Here is a 20,612-nt window from a genome sequence, read left to right as displayed (position 1 = left end):
CCCCCCGGGTTGAGCCCGTGCAAGGCCCCCTCTCCCTCTGGGAGAGGGCTGGGGTGAGGGACTACAGCATCACCCTGGAGTGCCGTGACTCGCGGTGAGTGAGCGCCGGTCCACCTTGCCAGCGCTGGTGCGCTGCAACGCGTCCAAGAACCGCACCGACCGAGGCTGCTTATAACGAGCGAGCCGCCCCTGACAGAACTCGAGCACCTGGGCCTCGGTGAGGTCGGCGCCGGGGCGGGCCACCACGAGCGCACGAGGCACCTCGCCCCACTTGGGGTCGGGCACGCCAATCACACAAACCTCGGCGACTTGCGGATGCGCGGCGAGCACGTTCTCCACCTCGGAGGGGTAGATGTTCTCTCCGCCGGAGATGATGAGGTCCTTGCTGCGGCCAACGATGGAGAAACACCCCTCGGCGTCACGCCGGGCGAGATCTCCGGTGTGCAACCATCCGCCGGCGAAGGTCTTGGCGGTCTCCTCGGGGCGGCGCCAGTAACCGGCGCACAGGTGGGGCCCGCGCAGGAGCAGCTCGCCCTCCTCGCCATCGCCGTCGAGCCGGGCCTCGACATGAAACAGGGGGACGCCGACGGCGCCGGGCTTGCGGCGGACATCACCGGAGGGGAGCCAGAAGTTGTTGGGCCCGGCCTCGGTGAGGCCATAACCGGTCTTGAAGTCGATGCCGCGAGCGAAGAAGCGCTCGAAGACGGGCTGGGGGCAGGGGGCGCCGCCGCTGACGAGCAGCTTGAGGCGGGAGAAGTCCACCGAGTCGAAGCGCGGGTGGCGCTGCATCTCGATGAACATGGTGGGCACGCCGAAGAAGAGGCTGATGGCGCCGCGGTGGACGAGGTCGAAGACCTGGTCGATGGCGAAGGCGCGGGCGACGACGGTGGTGCCGCCCACGTAGACGAGCGGAGTGGTGAAGACGTTGAGGCCGCCGGTGTGGAAGAGGGGCGCGTTGAGAAGCGCGGTGTCGTCGGCGGTGAGGCCCCAGCTGACGACGGTGTTGGCGGCGTTGGCGGTGATGGAGCGGTGGGTGAGGATGGCGGCCTTGGGGATGCCGGTGCTGCCGCCGGTGTAGCAGAGCACCCACGGGTCCTCGGGCTCCACGTCCACGGGGGGGAGCGCGGAGTCCGCGAGGGACTCCCGGTGGCTGAAGGGGATGTCCTGGGGCTTGCGGGCGGAGGACTCCTCCAGGTGGACGAAGTGGCGGACGCTGCGGGCCTGCGGACGGACGGCCTCGACCTGGGACTGGAAGTCGGGGCCGTGGACGAGGACGACGGGCTCGGCGTCGGAGAGGAGGGAGGCGAGCTCGGGGGAGCTGAGGCGCCAGTTGAGGGGCTGGAGGATGGCGCCGAGCTTGCCGCAGGCGAAGAGCAGGTCGAGGAACTCGGTGCAGTTCATGGCGAGCACGGCGACGCGGTCGCCGCGGCGGACACCGAGGACGTCATGGAGGAGGCGGGCGGTGCGGTTGGCGGAGGCATTCCACTCGCGCCAGGAGATGCGGCGGTCACCGCGGAGGGAGTCGATGAGGGCGGTGCGCTCGGGGGCGAGCGAGGCCCTGCGGGCAAGCCAGTCGTGGACGATGGGCACGAGTCACTCCAACAACACCCCTCTCCCTCCGGGAGAGGGACGGGGTGAGGGTATATCGGTTCCCGGGTTGAGCCCTCTCCCTCTGGGAGAGGGACGGGGTGAGGGTAGACCGGAGCCTACCGGGACGAAAACCGAAAGTCCCCGGCGCCGGGTCCGCTGGCCGCGAACCCACCCCACGACTACCGTCGCCCCACCTGGAACCCCAATGCGCCCCACCCCGCTCTACCTCACCCTGTTGCTGTGCACGGCCGCCGTGGCCAGCCCCCATTCCCAGCCGGGCCTCTCCCCCAGGCGCTCGCGGGCCCTGGAGACCCAGCTGCTGAACGCGGTGCGCGAGGTGGGCTTCGACCAGGTGCGCGACTGGAGACACAAGGGCGAGCGCATCGCGCACATGCCGAACGTGGACGTCGCGGTCATCGAGTTGGACGCGGAGGGGCGGCCGGTGGCGGTGGCGGATGTGCTGGTATCGAGGGACTACCCGCGCGGGCAGGTGGTCCCCATCGACGCACGGACACTGGGAACGCAGGCGGTGCGCTTCACGCGGTGGGACCTGGAGCGCTGGGACGGGCAGAAGGGCTGGGCGGACGCACCGGCGGCGGACGACCTGGTGCCCGGACGCGAGAAGGCGCCGCTGCGCTTCATGGCGCCCTACCCCGCGTCGCTGTTCAAGATCCTCATCGCGTACGGGGTGATGAAGCTCGTGGACCGGGGCGAGCTGACGCTGGACACGCCGTACCGGTTCCTCCGGGACACGGTGGACAAGGGCGAGCGCCCGCTGCGGGGCTGGCTGGAGCCGATGATCGTCGAGTCGGACAACGGCGCGACGGAGGCGCTGGTGAAGCTGCTGCACGAGCGGGGGGCGATGGAGGGGCTGAACGCGGAGTACGCGGCGCTCGGGCTGGGAACGCTGCAGGTGAACGGGACCTCACCGGTGACGGGGAGGAACTGGCAGCCGGGGAGCATCCACATGACGGCGCTGGATACGGCGAGGCTGTTCCTGCTCATCAACGGAGGGCCGGGGGTGCTGTGGAGGACGAGGGAGGGGCGAGCGGTGACGGCGGGGGAGCTGTCGGAGCCGGCGAGGAACTTCCTGAAGAAGCTGTTGGGGGACCAGGGGTACGCGGAGGGCTTGAGCTCGACGCTGGTGTGCGGAGACGCGAACGCGAGGCCAGGAATCCCCACGGCGGTGCCGGCGAGGTGGCTGGCGAAGGACGGGACGGCGACGGTGGGGGAGACGGCGTTCAAGCGGGACACGCGGCCGTGCAACGCGGCGGCGGAGGTGGAGTTCCTGCACAAGACGGGGCAGACGGAGAACTACGGGAGCGACGCGGGAATCGTGCGGGCGCTGCCGGGCAAGGAGCCGAGGCACTACGTCATCGCGTTCCTGTCGAACCTGGGCTACCGCTACTACGACGAGGGGTTGGCGGGGACGGCGGACTTCTCGGACGAGGAGAACGGCTTCCCGGGGACGGTGACGGCGATCGGCTTCACGCAGAGCATCGCGGAGTTGGGCCGCCGGGTGGACGAGACGATGAAGCAGCGGGGCCGGACGAACCGGTAGCCCGGGAAGGATTCCCGTCCACGGAGCGAGACCCTCTTCGGTCGCCTCTCCCCGGTCCTGCCTGGGCATCAGGGCTGCAAGGGAGCGTGTGCCGGCCAGGAGCTGCCCATCGCCCGATGAAGACAGCCTCCCTCGCCGGAAGACCCCCGGCAGGTATCCAGCGCGACACATGACGCGGTGTTGCGGCTTGGAGACAGAGGCTATATTGACGTGAGATCAATTCCGGATCCATCCAAGTCATTGGATGCCAATGCCGCGCGCAAGCGCATCTCACTCCTCTTGAGGAGCGGCCAGCTCACCTACACCCGCCATTCGCGCGAGGAGATGGAGAAGGACGACCTCACCGAGGTCGACGTGACGAACGTGCTGCGCGGCGGACACATCACCGAGCCCGCGGAGAACGAGAAGGGCACCTGGAGGTACCGGGTCCACACCAACACCATCTGGGTGGTGGTGGCCTTCCGGGGCGAGACGGAGTTGGTCGTCGTGACGGTCTGGAGGAAGCGATGAAATGCCTGCAGTGCGGGGGAAAGATGACGGTCCGGCAGGAGACGCGACGCGCCTATGCGGGGCTGGAGGGCGTCATCATCGAGGGAGTCCAGGTCCGCCATTGCCCCGGGTGTGGGGAGGAAGAGCTGAGCTACTCGAACGTCGAGCAACTCCACGCCCAGCTCGCGCTGCAGCTCGCACGAAAGGAGGCGGCCCTTACCCCTCGTGAGATCCGATTCCTGCGCACCTGGCTGGGCCTGTCGAGCAGCGACCTGTCGAGGCGGATGGGCGTGGCCAAGGAGACCGTGTCGCGGTGGGAGCGGGTGGACAAGCCCCTCTCCATGGGAGCGACAGCCGAGAGGCTCCTCCGGCTGATGGCGGTGCACGAGCAACCCGTGGAGGAATACCCACTCGAGCGGCTCGAGCACGTCGCGACCTCGAAACCGGCCCCCCTGCGGGTGCGCCTCAAGCAACGCAAGCAAGGCTGGACGGCGGAGGTCTAACCCTCGCGCCTCACGGCACCAGCACGAGCTTGCCCACGGTGGAGCCGGACTCCAGCGCTCGGTGGGCCTCGGCGACGCGCTCCAGCGGGAAGCGGGTGACGGGCGGTGGGGTGATGCGGCCCTCGTCCACCCACGCGAGCAACCGGCCCATGGACTCCTCGAGCACGTCCTGGCGCTCGAACAGATAGGACAGGTTGAAGGCGAGGACGCTCGCGTTCTGGTTGGTGAGCGAGAGCGGATCGAACCGGGGGGTGCGCAGGAAGTCCGCGGCGAGCTTCACCCAGTTGGGCCGGCCCCCCTCACGCGGCAACATGGAGTGGAAGCCGTAGATGACGAGCTTGCCGGGCCGGGCGAGGTGCCGGTAGCTATCGCGCAGCGTGGAGACGCCATTGGCATCGAGCACCACGTCATAGCCGCGAGGAGCGGCCTGCTCGGCGGCGCGCCAGAGGTCCTCGCGGCTCTTGTCGATGACGACGTCCGCACCGAGGGCCCGCGCGGTCTCCACCTTGTGACTGGAGCCAACGACACCCACGGTGCGGCAACCGGCGATGCGCCCCAACTGCAGCAGGGCCCCGCCCACGCCGCCCGCGGCCGAGTGCACGAGCAGCGTGTTTCCCGGGCGAGGGTGGGCCAGCTCGAAGAGGGCGTAGTAGGCGGTGAGGAAGACGGTGGGAAAGCCCGCGGCCTGGGCCATGTCGAAGCGCGCGGGCAGGGGGAACACCTGGTGGCGGGGCACGGCGACGTGGGTGGAGTAGCCGCCAAAGCGCGTGACGCCGAACACCCGGGTTCCCACGGCGAGGTCCGTGACGGCAGAGCCCACCGCGGAGACGGTACCGGCGAACTCGAAGCCCGGGGTGATGGGCCAGCCGACGTACTCCTTGGCCGAGGCATACAGCCCCATGCGGATGACGCAGTCGGCGTAGTTGACGCCGATGGCCTCCGAGGTGACGACGACCTCCTCGGGGGCGGGAGTGGGATCGGGCTGCGTCTGGAGCGTGAGCCGGTCGTAGCCACCGGCGCGGGGGATGACCACCTTGCGCATGGCCCGGATATACCCCCGCTCCGGGCGCGCTCTTCACCAACTTGTCCAACTGTTGGACAACTTCACGCCTCGTCGTCGAACGGGAGCCCCATGACCCGCGACTCCTGCCCACCGGTGGAGACCTCCGGCACGGCCGCCTCCTCCGCGACAATCACGGAAGGCGCCGCCGCCACGGGTGCGGAGACGCCCGGCTGCACGGCCTCGGCCCCGGAGTCGGGCACCAGGAGGGCGATATCGTCCATGCTCGCGACGAACGCATTGTCCCCCGCGTCGCCGAAGTCCCCACCCTGCTCCAGGTTCTCGACGTCATCCAGGCTGGCGAAGAACGAGTCCGCCCCCGGATCGCTGTAGACCTCCTCGTCCTCCCCGAGCGCCTCGGCCTGCGCCTCGAGCGCGGACAGTTCCGCCTCCATCCAGGAATTGTCCTCCCCCGCCTCCACCTCGGCCCCGCCGTCCACCTGGAGCGCGGCCACCTCCGCCGCCATCCAGTCGTCCTCCCCTCCTGCCCCACCAGAGGCGGCGGTCTGCTCCGCAGCGGCCCGCTCCAGCGCGGCCAGCTGCTCGGCCTGGGCGCGCTCGGCCCGGGTCACCGACGCGTACACATTGGCCCGGGCCAGGTGCGCGAGCGAGACGCCCTGCTTGTCGTCCGCCCCCGTGCTCGGGAGCGCCTCCTTCGCGCTGTCCTTGCCCCCCTTGAGGTCCACCAGCTCGCGCTGGGCGGTCTCGTACCCATCGGCGAGCGTCAACTGGGCCCGCAGCGCCTGGCTCTCGCGCTCCAGCTGCGCGCGCTCGGCCTCGAGGGCCTCCAGCTCGGCGCGGTGCTTCGCATTGAGAGCCTCCAGCTGCTGCTCCTCGGTCATCAGCGCCGGGTCATCGGCCCCCATGGGCTTCTCGACGGCGTCGACGCGGTTCTGCGCCTCGATGCGCCGCTGGGCCTCAATGACGCTCGCGGTCTGGACGAAGGGGCTGAAACCAATCCGTCGGATGCTCATGGAAGGTCCTCGCTGGACGCACCGGGGGTGCTTCGTCCTCTATTGTCGCAGCGAGAGGGCCCGGGTTGCGACCCCCCCTCAAAAACCTGGCGGCCCGGGCCCGTCACACGGGGTAGCCTCGGACCTCTACCCGCACAACCCGTTCCAGCCGGAGGCCGAGATGTCGTCCGCGCCCAACCACTACAAGCCCAACCTGCGTGACCTGAACTTCAACCTCTTCGAGTTCCTGGACATCGGGAGGAGCTCGCTGGGCAAGGCGCCCTTCGGGGACTTCGACGAGACGGCGGCGCGGCAGACGCTGGAGACGTTCGCCGAGGTGTGCCTGAAGGAGCTGGCGCCGAGCTTCTCCGAGCCCGAGCACAACCCACCGAAGCTGGAGAACGGGACGGTGAAGCTGCCGCCGGGGCTCCAGCGGTCGCTGGGGGCCTACTACGACGCGGGGATGCACCAGTTGGAGCTGCCGGTGCAGCTGGGGGGCATGGGAGCACCGCCGTCGCTGGGCTGGGCGGCCTACGAGCTGGTGGCGGGCTCCAACCCGGCGGTGGCCTTCTTCACGCTGGGCGGCATCCTGGCGCGCGTCATCGACCGGCTGGGCACCGAGTCCCAGAAGAAGCGCCTGCTGCCGGCGATGATCGACCGGCGCTGGGTGGGGACGATGGTGCTCACCGAGCCGGATGCGGGCAGCGACGTGGGCGCGGGGCGCACCAAGGCCCGGCACGTGGGGGGCGAGGTCTGGGAGCTCGAGGGCGTGAAGCGCTTCATCACCAGCGCGGAGGCGGACCACGCGGAGAACATCATCCACATGGTGCTGGCGCGGCCCGAGGGTGCGGGCCCGGGCACCAAGGGCCTCTCGCTCTTCATCGTCCCCAAGTACTGGGTGGACGAGAACAGCACGCTGGGAGAGCGCAACGGCGTGGTGTGCACGAAGATTGAAGACAAGATGGGCCTGAAGGGCTCGGTGACGTGCGAGCTGACGTTCGGGGACGGCAAGCCCGCGCGCGGCCTGCTGCTGGGCGAGGTGCACGACGGCATCCGCCAGATGTTCCACGTCATCGAGCAGGCGCGCATGGCCATCGGCATGAAGTCCATGGCGACGCTGTCCACGGCGTACCTCAACGCGCTGGAGTTCACCAAGGAGCGCAAGCAGGGCGCGGACCTGATGAACGCGCGCGACGCCAAGGCTCCGCGCGTCACCATCATCCACCACCCGGACGTGCGGCGGATGCTGATGGCGCAGAAGGCGCACGCCGAGGGCATGCGGGCGCTCTGCCTCTATACCGCCTCCATCCAGGACCAGGTGGAGCTCCAGGGTGGGCACCGGGCGCCGGAGGCCGCCGAGTCCGACTCGCTCAACGACCTGTTGCTGCCGCTGGTGAAGGGCTACTGCTCGGAGAAGGCGTACGAGCTGCTGGCGGTGTCGCTCCAGTGCCTCGGGGGCTCGGGCTACCTGAAGGACTACCCGATGGAGCAGTACATCCGGGACCAGAAGATCGACACCCTCTACGAGGGCACCACACACATCCAGGCGTTGGATCTGCTGCTGCGCAAGGTGGCGCGGGATGGAGGGGCGACGCTCCAGCGGCTGCTGGCGCAGGTGCGCGCGACGGCGGAGTCGGACGAGGGTGGCAAGGAGCTGGAGGCCGAGCGCGCGGCGTTGGGCAAGGCGCTCTCGGACGCGGAGGCAATGCTGGGGGCGCTGATGGGCAAGCTGGGCGAGTCGCTCTACCACGTGGGCCTTCAGGGCAACCGGGTGCTGATGGCGCTAGCGGAGCTGCTCATCGGCTGGCTGCTGGTGCGGCACGCGGCGGTGGCACTGGAGCGGATGAAGGAGAACCCGGGCGACAAGAGCTTCTACGTGGGCAAGCTGGCCAGTGCGCGCTGGTACTGCCGCGAGGTGCTGCCGGGGCTGGCGCACACCGCGCGCATGGTGGAGCAGAGCGCGCTGGACCTGATGGAGGTGCCCGAAGAGGCCTTCTGAGCCCCCAGCCCCTCCAAGCCGAGCCAACCTCCCCTCCCCTCAGCCAACCTCCCCTCCCCTCAGCCAACCTCCCCTCTCCCTCCGGGAGAGGGACGGGGTGAGGGTGCCACGCCTCACAGGTTGAACCCGTGCGAACACCCGAGCCCCCGAGTGCCCGCCCGTGCACCCGGGAGCCCGGCCCCCCGGACATCCCGATGCCGGACGTGGGACCCGGGTGTTACATCCAGCCTCTCATGGACGAGCAGCAGGGAGAGCAGGGACGGAAGGCCGCGCGGCCGCAGAAGAAGCCGCGGAAGGTGTCTGCGCGCTATCTGGAGAACGCGGCGCTGCACTACCTGAAGCGGTACGCGGCGACGGTGAGCCAGCTCAAGCGCGTGCTGATGCGCAGGGTGGACCGGTCCATCAAGGCGCACGGGGGGGAGCGGACGGAAGCGATCGGCTGGGTGGACGAGCTCGTCGCGAAGCTCACGCGCAGCGGGCTCATCAACGACGAGGCGTACGCGGGGATGAAGGCGCACTCGCTGCGCAGCTCGGGCCGGAGCGCGCGGGTCATCGCCCAGAAGCTGCGGATGAAGGGCGTCTCGGCGGAGGTGGTCGCGAAGAAGCTGGCGGACGCGACCGCGGAGCTGTCCGAGGAGGAGGCGGCGAAGATCTGGGCGCGGAAGAAGCGGCTGGGCCCCTTCCGGACCAACCTGAAGACCCGGGAGGACAACCGGCAGCGGGACCTGGCCGCGCTGGCGAGGGCGGGGTTCTCCTTCGCCATCGCGAAGAAGATCATCGACTCCGCCCCCGGGTAGGAGTGCTCAGGCGAAGCGGACGGCGTAGATGGGGGGAAGGTGCGCGGAGAGGTGCATCCACGAGTCTCCGCCGTTCTCGGAGACCCAGAGCGAGCCGGTGGTACTGCCGAACGCGAGCCGCTCTCCAGTCGAGTCCACGTCGAGCGCGTGGCGCAGGGTGAGATCGTAGGCGTGCTCCTGGGGCAGCCCTTCGCGCAGCACCTCCCAGCTCTTGCCGCCGTCGCGGGTGCGGGAGACGACGACGCGGCCGTCCACGGGGAGCCGCTGCTCGTCCTTCACGGCGGGGACGCGCCAGGCGATGTCCGGGTTGGAGGGGTGGGCCGCGATGGCGAACCCGAAGACGCTCGGAGCGCTCTCGGGGATGGGAACCCAGCGGTTGCCCGCGTCATCGGAGCGGAAGACACCGTTGTGGTGCTGGACCCAGAGGCGGTCCGGGTGCGCGGCGCAGCGCGCGACCCTGTGCGGATCCTGGATGGCGGGGTTCTCGCGCAGCTCGGGAGGCATGTACGCGGCGAACATGCCGAGGGTCACCTCCCAGTGCTCGCCCCCATCGCGCGTGAGCCAGGCGCCGCCGCACGAGACGCCCACGACGAGCTCGTTGGGATTCGTCGGATTCGGGGAGATGGAGTGGATGCCCGGCAGGTCCGTGCCGCCCCCGAACCACTGCTTGCGCAGCGGGTGCTCCCAGAGGCCACGGCACAGCTCCCAGGACTGGCCCCGATCGCGCGAGCGGAAGAGTCCTCCACCGACCGTGCCACACCAGAGGGTGCCGTCCACGGCCTCGAGGGCCCAGATCTGCTCGACGCGCCACGGCCAGGGCTTGCCATCGGGGAGCGTCTCCTCGAGCCCTTCCGGCTTCTTGGGGAAGGCGGGGGCGGTCAGCTCATCCCAGTGCTGGCCCCCATCGGAGGAGGCGCGCAGCTTCACGCCGAAGTGGCCCAGGTTGAGCGCGGCGTAGAGGGTGCCCTCCGCGGAGGACTTCGCGACCAGCGAGACGGAGTCGCCGAGGAAGGACGTCTGGGCGATGCGCCACCGGCCCTGGGAGCGCCGGAGCTCGAAGAGACCCTTGCGCGTGGCGACGAAGATGCGATCCGACAAGATCAACCCCCTGAGAGAGCCTGCATGACGTAGATGTCGGCGGCCTCGCCGAGCGGTTCCTGCTGGCCCGAGCGGTCGCGGAGCTGGCCGCCATCGACGAAGACGACGACGTGGTGGCGCAGCGCGCCCTGTTCATCGAGCACGTAGCCGCGCACCTGGGGATGGCGGGCGAAGTATTGCTCGAGGGCCTCGCGGACAGTGGCCCCGCCCACCGTCTCCGGAGGGCACGGGACATGACGCTGGAGGCTCGAGGTGAAGGAGATGCGCGGCACGGCGGCGCACCCTAGCATCGGAGGAACTACCGCCGGAACACGGTGCCGCCCTTCATGACGAAGCGGACGTGGCGCAGCGCGGAGATGTCGCGGGTGGGGTCTCCCTCGACGGCGACGAGGTCCGCGAGCAGCCCTTCCTTCACCTGGCCGATGCGGTCCTCCATGTGGAGCATGCGGGCGTTGACGGAGGTGGCGGCCTTCAACACCTGCACGGGCGTCATGCCGTAGGCGACGAGGAGTTCCAGCTCGCGCGCGTTGTCGCCGTGAGGGAACACACCCACGTCGCTGCCATTGCAGATGGGGACCCCGGCGGCGAGAGCGGCGCGGAAGCTGGCGCGCTTCTGCTGGAGGGCGGGGGGCTCGGGGTCGGTGCCCTTCTTCCAACCGCCGTACTGGTGGATGGCATCACCGGCGGCGAGCGTGGGGCAGAAGAAGACGCCGCGCTCGGCCATGAGCTTGAAGACCTCGGGGGTGCCGCCATCGCCGTGCTCGATGCTCTCGGCGCCGGCGAGCACGGCGCGGCGCATGCCCTCGGGGGTGCTGGCGTGGACGACGACGGGGCGGCCACCATCGCGAGCGGTCTGGACGATGAGCTTCATCTCCTCGAGGGAGTAGGACGGGAGCGCCTCGCCGCGAGGGCCCCAGCGGTAGTCGCCGTAGACCTTGATCCAATCGGCGCCCTTGCCCATCTGGCCGCGGACGGCGCGGATGAGGTTATCGACGCCATCGGCCTCCTCGGCGCCCTGGGGGACATGCCACTCGGGGGCGAAGCCCTTGGGAGCGTAGGAGCCGGTGGCGACGAGGGCGCGGGTGGTGGCGAGGACGCGGGGCCCGGGGATGATGCCCTGCTGGATGGCCTGCTTGAGCCCGACGTCGGCATCGGCGGCGCCCTCGGTGCCGAGGTCGCGCACGGTGGTGAAGCCGGCGAGCAGCGTATCGCGGGCGTGGTTGGTGGCGCGGGCGACGCGGAGGGCGAGCGGCTCGCGGAGCACCTGATCATTCCAGGAGGTCTCGTTGTAGGGGTGGAGGAGCAGGTGCGAGTGCCCCTCGATGAGGCCGGGGACGAGGGTGGTGCCGGGAAGCTCGACGATCTCGGTCCCGAGGGGAGCGGTCACCTGGGCGGCGGGCCCGGCGGCGGCGATGCGGTCTCCGCGGACGAGCACGACCCAGCCCTCCTGGGCCTTGGCGGAGACGCCGTCGAAGACGCGAGCGGGGCGCAGGAGGAACACGGTGGGAGCGGGAGCCTGGGCGGAGGCCATGGAAGGCACGGCGCAGAGGATCGCGACGAGGAGTGCAAGCAGGAGGCGCATGGGGAGCAGGGAGGAAGGAGGAACGAGCGAGCGACCTATCACAGGACTCCTCACTCGCCATCCATCCCCTCTCCCCTCGGGAGAGGGACGGGGTGAGGGTGCCCGTACCCGTCCTCCCCGCCGTACGCCCTACTCGTCCTGCTCGATGGCGGAGGCGTCCTTGCCGAAGGGAGGCTCGAAGGCGCCGGAGAGCTGCCGTTCCTTGAGGTCCTTGTCGCGCTCGAGGTCGGCGTAGGTCATGCCGGGGGACTCGGGACCGGGACGAGGTGCCTCTTCCTCGGAATGCCCGCGGAACCGCGACGACAGCTTCTGCCAGATGCTCATGGGGAGACCTCCTGGCAGAGAGGATGGGCACGGACGGAGCGAGGCCCCAGGAGACTCCCCCCACGCTGAGCATCGGACGCTCCCATGCCTGCCCGCTCGGATGGCACGTGCAATGCGGCACGCTTTGGAAGAAGAAGAATCACACAGTGCGCCGGGAGGCGCGAAGGACGGTCAGGCGGAGAATGCACGAGGTGACTGCGGGGGCAGCCGGGAAGGTGGCGTCGAGGCTGGAGCTGTCGGCGGGAGCGCTGGCGGCGAACGTGGCGACGCTGCGCAAGCTGTCGGCGGACACGGGAGGGCCGAGGGCGCTGGGAGCGGTGCTGAAGGGCAACGCGTACGGGCACGGTCTGACGCAGATGTTGCCGCTGGTGCACCCGCTGGTGGACGTCCTGTACTTCATCACGCCGGGGGACGCGCTGACGGTGCGGGCCTTCGAGCAGACGAAGGGCCTCACGCGCAAGCAGGTGCTGGTCATCGGGGCCACGGACGCGGAGGAGGCGGTGGCGCTGGCGCGGGCGGGGGTGGAGGTGGTGGTGGGGGACGGCTCGTGGAGGGAGACGGTGGAGGAGCTGCGCCGGGCGAAGCTGGAGCAGCCGCTGCACGTGCACGTGCACGTGGACACGGGGCTGGGGCGTGAGGGCTTCACGCCGGGGCAGATCGCGGGGGGCGAGCTGGACTTCCTGCGCGAGGCGGCGGACGTGCTGCGGGTGGTGGGAGTGCTGAGCCACTTCGCGAACACGGAGGACGTGACGGAGCAGACGTACGCCGAGTCGCAGCTCGACATCTTCGAGGGTGGGCTGATGGCGCTGCGGGCGAGCGTGCCGGTGCAGGAGCCGATGCAGCGGCACATGGCGGCGAGCGCGGCGACGCTGGTGCTACCGAGGGCGCGTTACGACGCGCAGCGGGTGGGCATCTCGCTGTATGGGCTGTGGCCGTCGACGGAGACGAGGCTATCGGCGCGGCTGGTGTTGGGGCGGGTGCCGGAGCTGAGGCCGGTGCTGTCGTGGAGGTGTCCGAGCCAGGTGGTGAAGTGGCTGCCGGCGGGGAGCTACGTGGGGTACGGGTGCACGTACCGGTGTCCCGAGGCGACGCGGGTGGCGATTCTCCCGGTGGGGTACTTCGACGGCTACGCGCGGCTGATGTCGGGGAAGGCGCACGTGCTGGTGAACGGGAGACGGTGCCCGGTGCTGGGGCGGATCATGATGAACCACATCATCGTGGACGTGACGAGGGCGACGCACGACGAGCGGCCGCTGACGGCGACGCTGATAGGCAAGGACGGGGACGAGCACCTGCACGTGGAGAACCTGGCGGACTGGGCGCAGACGATCCACTACGAGTTCGCGACGCGGTTGGGAGCGCACCTGCGCCGGGTCGTGGTGCCCTGAGCCCAAATCCCCTCGCCCTCCGGGAGAGGGACGGGGTGAGGGTGCCGCGAATCCCAGGTTGAGCCCGTGTCACGCCCCCTCTCCCTCTGGGAGAGGGCTGGGGTGAGGGTCATGGGCCCGCGAAACCCACTTCGCACAATTTCCTCGATTTTCTTGAGATGGAAGCGCAGTCATCCCCTCCTCAGGGAAGAGACAATCCCCACGAGGAGAAGCGATGAAGCTCGAGACGAATTGGCTGCGCAGGAATCTCCAGGGCCCGGCCCTGCTGGCACTGGGCACGCTGTGGAGCAGTTGTGGACCCGCGACACTGGACGCCCCGGAGCCGCGAGAGCCGTCTGGGTTCGAGTCAGCGGTGACGGTGGACCACCGGCCGTTCACGGTGATGACGTACAACGTCCGGCAGGTGAACGCGGACGACACGGGCATCTACAGCTGGACGCAGCGGAGCCCGGACGTCATCAAGCTCATCTCGGCGAGGAACCCGGACATCTTCGGAGTGCAGGAGGCGTCGGCGGCGGCCATCCAGAACGATCTGATCAACGCCTTCCAGGCGGCGTACGACTACTACAAGCCGCCGAACGGAAGCCCGAAGATGATCTTCTATCGCCGGAGCCGGTTCGCGCTGGCGGCGGGCACGGACGTGCAGGGGTACTTCGGCATCACCAATCCGTACGCCACGTCCGACGCGTGTTATCCGAATGCATCGGGGCGGACGGCGGCGTGGATCAAGCTGGATGACAAGCTCTCGGGCCGGCAGTACTTCCTGGTCAACTCGCATCCGGCGCATGGCGCGAGCTGTGGCCTGGCGCGCGAGAAGAACGCGGAACAGCTTCGAGCCATCATCACCCAGAAGTCCCTGGGCCGCTCGGTCATCGTGTTCGGAGACTTCAACTCCGACCCGCAGAACCCGAGCTCGGCGAACGACGACTCCATCGCGATGCTCGAGGGGGGCTCACCGGCGCTGTACCGCTCGGCGCGGCACACGGGAGCCACGACGGCGAGCACGGCGACCTTCAACAGCTCCTGGAAGAGCCCGAGCACCAACTACAACCGGCTGGACTACATCCTCGTGAGTGGCGGGGACATGACCACGTCGGACCCGCTCATCGACACGAGCGAGTACGACGGCATCTCGCCGTCGGACCACTTCGCGGTGATGGCGACCATCCGTCCGGCGGTGTTCCAGGCGGGCTCGACGACGGATGTCCAGGGCAACGGGACGTCTGCGAGCACGCGGCTCTACTTCGCCGACGTGACGGGAGACGGCTGCGCGGACAAACTCTCCTGGAACCCCACGCTGCTGGGAGGAGCGACCCAGGCCTTCCGCGGCAACTGCAACGGGAGCTTCGGGGCGGCGATCGTGCACGACAACGGCGGGAGCGCGTCCACCGGGACGACGTTCTACTTCGCGGATGTGAATGGGGACGCGTGCGCGGACAAGATCTACTGGAACCCGACCTTCGACACGGGCCACACGCGGGTCTACCTGTCGAACTGTGACGGGACGTTCCGCTGGACCAACTCGAACGACAACGGCGGGAGCGAGTCCGCGGCGACCACGTTCCATTTCGCGGACATCACCGGGGACGCGTGCGCGGACAAGATCTACTGGAATCCGACCTTCGACTCGGGCCGGGCGCGCATCTACCTGTCGAACTGTGACGGGACGTTCGCCTGGTCCAACACGAACACCGATGCCGGGAGCAGCCAGAACGCCGACGCGCACTTCTACTTCGCGGACGTCACCGGTGACGGCCGTGCGGACAAGATCCTCTGGGATCCCACGGCGGACTCGGGGCGCACGCGCGTCTACGCCTCGAACGGCAACGGCACGTTCACCTTCCTGACCTCGCACACGGGCGGCTCGAGCGGCGTACCCGAGACGCGGCTCGCCTTCGCCGACATCAACGGTGACGGCCACGCCGACAAGATCTTCTGGCGCCCGGACTACCGCGAGGGCCGCATCCAGGTGTACCTCGGCTCGGCCACGGGCTTCTCGGGCGGCCCCCTGATGAACAACCCGGGCTACAGCCAGTCCGCCAACACGCAGTACTTCTTCGCCGACCTCGACGGCAGCGGGGCGGCGGACCAGATCTACTGGAACCATGGCGCGAGCGACGGCGGCTCCCGCGCCTACCTGTCCCGGTACTGAGTCATCCAGCAACCCACATCGCACCCCATCCCCGGGCCGATGGTTGGCACCCGGGAGGAGTCGCACCGTAGGCGCCCCTGCTGACCGAGGTGACGCGGATGCGACGTGTATGGTTTCTCCCACTGCTCACGGGCGGACTGCTGGCCTGTGAGCCGCAGTTCGCCCCGGACGCCTCCCCTCGAGTGGAGTCCCTGGACACGCTTACCGAAGCCGCACCGGCCCCCCTGCGCTCGGCAGCCGAGGAAGCGCAGGCCGTCTTCGAGTCCACACTGGCGCTCGAGGACTCGCCGGAGTCCGCGGGCCCGGCGGAGCGGGAGCGGCTGACGGCGGTGGAGCGGCTCGGCAAGCTCCTCTTCTTCGATCGCAGGCTCTCGGAGCCTCCCGGCCAGGCCTGTGCCGTCTGTCACGGGCCCACCGTGGGCTGGACGGGGCCGGAGCAGCACATCAACGCCACCGGCGCGGTCTACGAGGGCGCCGTGCAGGGGCGCTTCGGCAACCGCAAGCCGCCCTCGTCCGCCTATGCCACCCCGGCGCCCATCTTCCATCGCGAGCATCCCCGGAAGGCCCGCTTCGTGGGCGGCAACTTCTGGGATGGGCGCGCCACGGGGGAGGAGCTGGGCAACCCCGCGGCGGACCAGGCGCAGGGCCCCTTCCTCAACCCGGTGGAGCAGAACAATCCGAGTGAGGCCTCGGTGGTGGCCAAGGTCTGCCAGGGTCCCTACGCGGGCCTCTTCCGCTCCGTCTACGGCTCCCGCATTTGCGCGGACGTGGGGCGTGCCTATGACTCCATTGCCCTGGCCATCGCGGCCTACGAGGACTCGCCGGAGGTCAACGCCTTCACCTCCCGGTACGACGCGTGGCTGGCAGGGAAGGCCAGGCTCACGGACCAGGAGCGCTGGGGCCTGAAGCTCTTCGAGGGCAAGGGCCAGTGCGCCAACTGCCACCCGAGCCGGCCGGGTCCCCGGGGCGAGCCGCCGCTCTTCACCGACTTCACGTACGACAACCTGGGCACACCGCAGAACCTGCTCAACCCGTGGTACTGGCAGCGCGAGTTCAATCCGCAGGGGCCCTTCTGGGTGGACTACGGGCTGGGCGCCTTCCTGCAGACGCGCGAGGAGTGGAGGCCCTTCGCGCGGGAGAACCTGGGCAAGGTGAAGGTCCCCACGCTGCGCAACGTGGACAAGCGGCCCTACCCCGGGTTCATCAAGGCCTACGGGCACAACGGCTACTTCAAGAGCCTCGAGTCCATCGTGCACTTCTACAACACGCGCGACGTGCTGCCGGTGTGCCTGCCCGGGTTCCCCGGCACGCCCGGAGAGGACTGCTGGCCACCGCCGGAGGTGGGGATGAACCTCAACACCAAGGAACTGGGCAACCTGGGCCTCTCGCCCCAGGAGGAGGCCGCCATCGTCGCCTTCATGAGGACCCTCTCGGATGGCTACTTCCAGCGCTGAGCGGAGCCCTCGCTTGCACCCTACCGTCCCAACGCCGGGGTACACCCAAAGACAGACATGTCCTCGGTGACGGTAGAGCAGGACCACCCGGGGCCGCAGGCCTCGGGGTCCACGGGGTCGCACTGGCGGAAGCAGGTGCTCTCGGTGGCGCTGCCCATGCCGCAGACGTTCCCGGCGGAGCACGAGTCGGGAAACATGGGGTTGCAGACCTGGGCGCACCAGAAGACGGCCCGGCCCCGGGACATGCGCATGTTGCAGCGCTCGCCCTCGGGGCACGGGGTGACGCGGCAATCCCCCTGGGAGGCCTCGAGACATTGGTACTCGTCCTCCCGGACGCGGCTGCACTCCTGCCCGTCCGGGCAGCCGAGCCGCTGACAGTCCGGGAAGCACCCCGGGCCCTCCAAGCTGTCGGTGCAGACGAAACCCGGGCCACAGCGCATGCTGCCGTCGAGCGAGCACGGCACGGAGCACACCTGGTTGACGCAGCGCAGGCCCTCGCGGCAGGAGCTGGCGGGCGAGACGGGCAGCGCGTCACAGGACTCGCCCTCTCCGCGCACCCCCTCGGGGGCACAGCGGCGGACGACGGTGCCGGTGGCGCCGGTGGTGAGGGAGCGGCACACGGTGCCGGGGAAGCAGTGCGCATCCACCTCGCACTCGGAGGCCATGCACTCGAAGCGGCGCGTCTCGCGGTTGGCCACGCACCCCTGCCCGGCGGGACAGTCCCCATCGGTGCGGCAGCTTCCACAGTCGAGCCCCTCGCCCGTCCGCGTGCAGCGCATCGCCGAGACCGGCAGCCCGTCCGGGGCGAGCTCCTGCGAGGACAGGGGCAGCACGGCGGTGGAAGGGAGTGGCAGGGAAGAAGGCACCTCGGGAGGAGCGGCCGGCTCGCCATATAAGGGGCGGGACTGCATCCACGAGGGCACGGCCTTCACCAGCCGCGAGGCGGACGAGGCGGCGAAGCTGGCATCGAGCACGGAGGCTCCATTGAGGAGGGCTCGAGGCCGGGCGGGCTGGCGGGGGAGGACGAGGGGGCCGTCGGGGGGCTCCCAGGGGCCGGGAGAAGCGGTGGCGAGCTGCCAGAGGAAAACCGCCATGCCTCCGAAAGCGAACGCGAGCGCGAAACGCTTCGGCCGTGTCCGCTCACGCATGTGCTGCGCCTCTCATGTCATCCCCTCCGTGAGGTGGCGTTCCATTCACGGTGCGATGGGCCTTTGGGACACATCCCCCGGATTATCCGAGGGAGGCGTGCCACGGTTCCGCACCAATCTTCATGACCCCATCGCTTCACTCAACACGCGTTGACCTCGCAACACATGATGTAGCCCCCATCGGGCGCGCTCCCGCAGGGCGAGCAGCTCCAGCACTCCTTCTGCATCGCATAGGCGGCGCCTCCTGCGAGAGCTGCGGCAGCGCCAATGGCCAACATCCAACGGCGCCAGTACGTCTTCCTGTTCATTTCCATGACGTCCTCCGGGCTCACGACTGCACTCACGGCACTGCGCTCACAGCGCGACGCCCATCCGACCCCGCAGCTCCAGCTCGAACCGGGCCTGTCCGTCCTCGGGCAGGGCCGGAGTGACGATGACGAGCCACCCCCAGCCACCCGGCGGGAGCGGCCCGGGCCCCATGCGCAGGGCCAGCACCTCCACCTCCCCTCCTCCCTTCGCATGACGCACCCGCACCTGGCCGGGCTCCCAGGGCCGCAGCGGGTCCGGATTGCGCACCCGCACCACGAAGCCGGACAGGCCTCCGGAGTGGAACAGGCGCCGCTCCACCTCGAGCCCCGCGCCCGGCCGCCACGCGCCCAGCGGGGGCGGCGGCGCGGAGCGCGCGGCGAGCACCAGCATGGACTCGGCGAGCCGTCCGGCCTGGCCCTCGCCCCCGCGGGAGCGCCGCCGCTCGGGCCACTGCACGAGGGCACTGCGCGGCTCCCCCGCGCGCTCGCGCCACACCGCGGACACCACCGTGGGCGACTCGGGCACCCGGGCCGGCGCGGGCACGTACCGGGAAACGCGCACCTGCACGTCCACCTCGGAGTCGCTGGCGGCGAGCACGAAGGGCACCTCGGTGCCATCGGAGAGCACGGCACGGAGCATCACGCGCTCGCCGCCGGGCAGCTCCTCGCGCGGGGTGACGACGAGGAAGCCATTGCCCACCACCAACGGCTCGAAACGTCCGAGCCCGTCCTCCAGACGCGTGCGCTGCGCGTCCAGGGCGGTGTCGAAACGGATCCGCGTCGCCGTCCTGGCGGCCACGCGTACCTCCTCGGCCCCACCCGTCACCCGGACTGCGCGCAGCCTCGGCTTACGTAAGCCTTGCCGCGCCTCCTGCCCCTCAGCGGAGACACGCGTGGTCAGGAGCAGCATGACGCAGAGAGTCATCTCCGCGAGTCCTGACCTCATGCGTCACCCAACCTACGCAGCAGGCCCTGACATGGCGAGGGGACAGGTCAGCCTTTCGTGCACCCATCAACTACAACGCACGGGCAATGAAACGTGAAAAACGTTATAATCGTGCAATGCGGCACAGACCCCGTGCACGCATGCTCCCACCCAAAAACAAGGAGTATCAATCATGCGGCTGCGTCATTCCCTCACACTGACGGGTGCGCTGTTGTTGGGCTCGCTGGTTGCTGGTTGCGGTCCCGCCGAGGAGGTGGACGTCCCGGCCGAGGCCCCCGCGCAGCAGGCGGCGCCCGCCGAGGAGACGGGCAGCACCCAGCAGGCGGCGGTGTCCACGTCTGGCTTTACCTCGCACTTCCGCACGTGGCTGACGAACAACGGCTACGAGCCCGCGTACAACCTGGTGCGCGCGGACCTGGTGGGCGGCAGCTACGGTGGCAAGGCGAGCAGCACGGACACGGTGGTGAACCAGCCGGTCATCTTCATCCACGGCAACTCGGACAAGGCGATTGGCACGGGCACCTCGGGCCAGTCCGGCTGGAATGCCTCCATCGAGTACTTCCAGTCGCAGGGCTACAAGCCGAGCGAGCTGTACGCGACGACGTGGGGCCCGGCGGACGCCTCGCTGTCGGCGTACCAGTACCACTCGAAGACGAACGTGATGAAGGTGCGCAAGTTCATCGAGGCGGTGAAGGCCTATACGGGCGCCGCCAAGGTGGACATCGTCGCGCACTCCATGGGCGTGACGCTGGCGCGCAAGGCGGTGCTCGGCGGCTACGCCACGGACTCGCTGGAGGGTGGCCAGTACTACATCGGCGCGCCGCTGACGTCCTCGGTGGACACCTTCGTGGGTATCGCGGGCGCCAACCTGGGCCTGGTCTCCTGCTACCAGACGGGCCCCGGCACCCCGACGTGCGGCAGCACCAACGGCCTGTACCCGGGCTACTGGAATGGCATCGGCGTGAGCGGCCGCTCGGCGTACCTCAACAACCTGCTGGCCAGCAGCGGCTACGAGGGCGCCTACCGCTACACCATCTGGTCCACCGCGGATGAGATCATCGGCTACGACAATCTCGTGTACGGCAGCTACACCTCGCGCATCCCGGGGCAGACGGGCGAGAAGGTGTACTCGGCCTACCCCTACGGGCACTTCAACTCGAAGGACCTCACGCAGAACGTGCAGTTCAACATGGTGAAGAACCACTACATCCCGTAGTGGCGCGCCGGGCGGGGGACGTCTGGATGTCCCCCGCTCCGGTG

Annotated in this window: 18 protein-coding genes; 9 read left to right on the top strand and 9 right to left on the bottom strand. The window is 69.5% G+C overall.

The features are described 5' to 3' along the window. Positions 1–69: 69 nt before the first annotated feature. The gene (locus tag NR798_RS02010) at positions 70–1,590 is read right to left on the bottom strand and encodes a long-chain fatty acid--CoA ligase (protein ID WP_375769683.1); all 1,521 of its coding nucleotides are present in this window, start codon (positions 1,588–1,590) and stop codon (positions 70–72) included. Between the two features lie 205 nt (positions 1,591–1,795). On the opposite strand from NR798_RS02010, the gene NR798_RS02005 reads away from it, so the two are divergent. The 3 genes from NR798_RS02005 (at position 1,796) to NR798_RS01995 (ending at position 4,143) form a co-directional block, all read left to right on the top strand. Continuing rightward, the gene (locus NR798_RS02005; protein WP_375769682.1) at positions 1,796–3,151 is read left to right on the top strand and encodes a serine hydrolase; all 1,356 of its coding nucleotides are present in this window, start codon (positions 1,796–1,798) and stop codon (positions 3,149–3,151) included. Positions 3,152–3,361: 210 nt separating this feature from the next. After that, on the top strand, positions 3,362–3,661 hold the full coding sequence (locus NR798_RS02000) for a DUF4258 domain-containing protein (RefSeq protein WP_375769681.1): 300 nt from the start codon (positions 3,362–3,364) through the stop codon (positions 3,659–3,661). After that, positions 3,658–4,143, top strand: coding sequence for a type II TA system antitoxin MqsA family protein (locus NR798_RS01995; RefSeq protein WP_375769680.1), 486 nt, complete (start codon positions 3,658–3,660; stop codon positions 4,141–4,143). Before NR798_RS02000 ends, NR798_RS01995 begins: the two co-directional genes overlap by 4 nt. A gap of 10 nt (positions 4,144–4,153) precedes the next feature. Here NR798_RS01995 and NR798_RS01990 read toward each other — a convergent pair whose 3' ends face one another. Together NR798_RS01990 and NR798_RS01985 are read right to left on the bottom strand one after the other, a co-directional pair. Continuing rightward, positions 4,154–5,185, bottom strand: coding sequence for a medium chain dehydrogenase/reductase family protein (locus NR798_RS01990; protein ID WP_375769679.1), 1,032 nt, complete (start codon positions 5,183–5,185; stop codon positions 4,154–4,156). Between the two features lie 62 nt (positions 5,186–5,247). Beyond that, entirely contained in the window at positions 5,248–6,177 is a 930-nt protein-coding gene (locus tag NR798_RS01985; RefSeq protein ID WP_375769678.1) for a hypothetical protein, read from the bottom strand. Between the two features lie 160 nt (positions 6,178–6,337). Here NR798_RS01985 and NR798_RS01980 point away from each other — a divergent pair, with 160 nt between their 5' ends. Continuing rightward, positions 6,338–8,155 (top strand): acyl-CoA dehydrogenase, encoded by a 1,818-nt coding sequence (locus NR798_RS01980; RefSeq protein WP_375769677.1) that lies wholly within the window; start codon positions 6,338–6,340, stop codon positions 8,153–8,155. 233 nt (positions 8,156–8,388) lie between these two features. Beyond that, positions 8,389–8,952, top strand: coding sequence for a regulatory protein RecX (locus NR798_RS01975; protein WP_375773709.1), 564 nt, complete (start codon positions 8,389–8,391; stop codon positions 8,950–8,952). Between the two features lie 6 nt (positions 8,953–8,958). On the opposite strand, the gene NR798_RS01970 is transcribed toward NR798_RS01975, so the two are convergent. The 4 genes from NR798_RS01970 to NR798_RS01955 form a co-directional block, all read right to left on the bottom strand. Then, entirely contained in the window at positions 8,959–10,050 is a 1,092-nt protein-coding gene (locus NR798_RS01970; protein ID WP_375769676.1) for an exo-alpha-sialidase, read from the bottom strand. Between the two features lie 2 nt (positions 10,051–10,052). Then, on the bottom strand, positions 10,053–10,322 hold the full coding sequence (locus tag NR798_RS01965; RefSeq protein WP_375769675.1) for a MoaD/ThiS family protein: 270 nt from the start codon (positions 10,320–10,322) through the stop codon (positions 10,053–10,055). Positions 10,323–10,348: 26 nt separating this feature from the next. Further along, positions 10,349–11,581, bottom strand: a complete 1,233-nt coding sequence (locus NR798_RS01960; protein WP_375769674.1) for an amidohydrolase family protein — start codon at positions 11,579–11,581, stop codon at positions 10,349–10,351. Between the two features lie 180 nt (positions 11,582–11,761). After that, positions 11,762–11,956 (bottom strand): hypothetical protein, encoded by a 195-nt coding sequence (locus NR798_RS01955; protein ID WP_375769673.1) that lies wholly within the window; start codon positions 11,954–11,956, stop codon positions 11,762–11,764. Between the two features lie 182 nt (positions 11,957–12,138). On the opposite strand from NR798_RS01955, the gene alr reads away from it, so the two are divergent. The 3 genes from alr (at position 12,139) to NR798_RS01940 (ending at position 16,950) form a co-directional block, all read left to right on the top strand. Beyond that, positions 12,139–13,344, top strand: coding sequence for an alanine racemase (alr, locus tag NR798_RS01950; protein WP_375769672.1), 1,206 nt, complete (start codon positions 12,139–12,141; stop codon positions 13,342–13,344). A 214-nt stretch (positions 13,345–13,558) separates the two neighbouring features. Continuing rightward, complete coding sequence (locus tag NR798_RS01945) at positions 13,559–15,496, top strand: FG-GAP-like repeat-containing protein (protein ID WP_375769671.1); 1,938 nt, start codon at positions 13,559–13,561, stop codon at positions 15,494–15,496. Positions 15,497–15,594: 98 nt separating this feature from the next. Next, positions 15,595–16,950 carry a cytochrome-c peroxidase gene (locus NR798_RS01940; RefSeq protein ID WP_375769670.1) on the top strand — a complete coding sequence of 452 codons (1,356 nt, stop codon included), beginning with the start codon at positions 15,595–15,597 and terminating at the stop codon, positions 16,948–16,950. A gap of 20 nt (positions 16,951–16,970) precedes the next feature. On the opposite strand, the gene NR798_RS01935 is transcribed toward NR798_RS01940, so the two are convergent. Next, on the bottom strand, positions 16,971–17,816 hold the full coding sequence (locus NR798_RS01935) for a hypothetical protein (protein WP_375769669.1): 846 nt from the start codon (positions 17,814–17,816) through the stop codon (positions 16,971–16,973). Positions 17,817–18,452: 636 nt separating this feature from the next. After that, positions 18,453–19,316: a DUF2381 family protein gene (locus NR798_RS01930; RefSeq protein ID WP_375769668.1), complete on the bottom strand. Its 864-nt coding sequence runs from the start codon at positions 19,314–19,316 to the stop codon at positions 18,453–18,455. A gap of 208 nt (positions 19,317–19,524) precedes the next feature. Here NR798_RS01930 and NR798_RS01925 point away from each other — a divergent pair, with 208 nt between their 5' ends. Next, a complete protein-coding gene (locus NR798_RS01925; protein ID WP_375769667.1) occupies positions 19,525–20,568 on the top strand; it encodes a lipase family protein in 1,044 nt (347 codons plus the stop codon). Positions 20,569–20,612 lie beyond the last annotated feature (44 nt).

This window comes from Archangium gephyra (assembly GCF_042230915.1).
Lineage (GTDB): Bacteria > Myxococcota > Myxococcia > Myxococcales > Myxococcaceae > Archangium > Archangium gephyra_B.
Note: the sequence above shows the minus strand (reverse complement) of the source record. Positions and strands in the feature narration are given on the sequence as shown.

Bases quoted from the DNA above. Each gene is read 5' to 3' on its own strand.
- NR798_RS02005 (WP_375769682.1), top strand. From the start codon at position 1,796: ATGCGCCCCACCCCGCTCTACCTCACCCTGTTGCTGTGCACGGCCGCC.
- NR798_RS01995 (WP_375769680.1), top strand. From the start codon at position 3,658: ATGAAATGCCTGCAGTGCGGGGGAAAGATGACGGTCCGGCAGGAGACG.
- NR798_RS01990 (WP_375769679.1), bottom strand. From the start codon at position 5,185: ATGCGCAAGGTGGTCATCCCCCGCGCCGGTGGCTACGACCGGCTCACG.
- NR798_RS01985 (WP_375769678.1), bottom strand. From the start codon at position 6,177: ATGAGCATCCGACGGATTGGTTTCAGCCCCTTCGTCCAGACCGCGAGC.
- NR798_RS01980 (WP_375769677.1), top strand. From the start codon at position 6,338: ATGTCGTCCGCGCCCAACCACTACAAGCCCAACCTGCGTGACCTGAAC.
- NR798_RS01975 (WP_375773709.1), top strand. From the start codon at position 8,389: ATGGACGAGCAGCAGGGAGAGCAGGGACGGAAGGCCGCGCGGCCGCAG.
- NR798_RS01960 (WP_375769674.1), bottom strand. From the start codon at position 11,581: ATGGCCTCCGCCCAGGCTCCCGCTCCCACCGTGTTCCTCCTGCGCCCC.
- NR798_RS01955 (WP_375769673.1), bottom strand. From the start codon at position 11,956: ATGAGCATCTGGCAGAAGCTGTCGTCGCGGTTCCGCGGGCATTCCGAG.
- alr (WP_375769672.1), top strand. From the start codon at position 12,139: ATGCACGAGGTGACTGCGGGGGCAGCCGGGAAGGTGGCGTCGAGGCTG.
- NR798_RS01945 (WP_375769671.1), top strand. From the start codon at position 13,559: ATGAAGCTCGAGACGAATTGGCTGCGCAGGAATCTCCAGGGCCCGGCC.
- NR798_RS01940 (WP_375769670.1), top strand. From the start codon at position 15,595: ATGCGACGTGTATGGTTTCTCCCACTGCTCACGGGCGGACTGCTGGCC.
- NR798_RS01930 (WP_375769668.1), bottom strand. From the start codon at position 19,316: ATGCTGCTCCTGACCACGCGTGTCTCCGCTGAGGGGCAGGAGGCGCGG.
- NR798_RS01925 (WP_375769667.1), top strand. From the start codon at position 19,525: ATGCGGCTGCGTCATTCCCTCACACTGACGGGTGCGCTGTTGTTGGGC.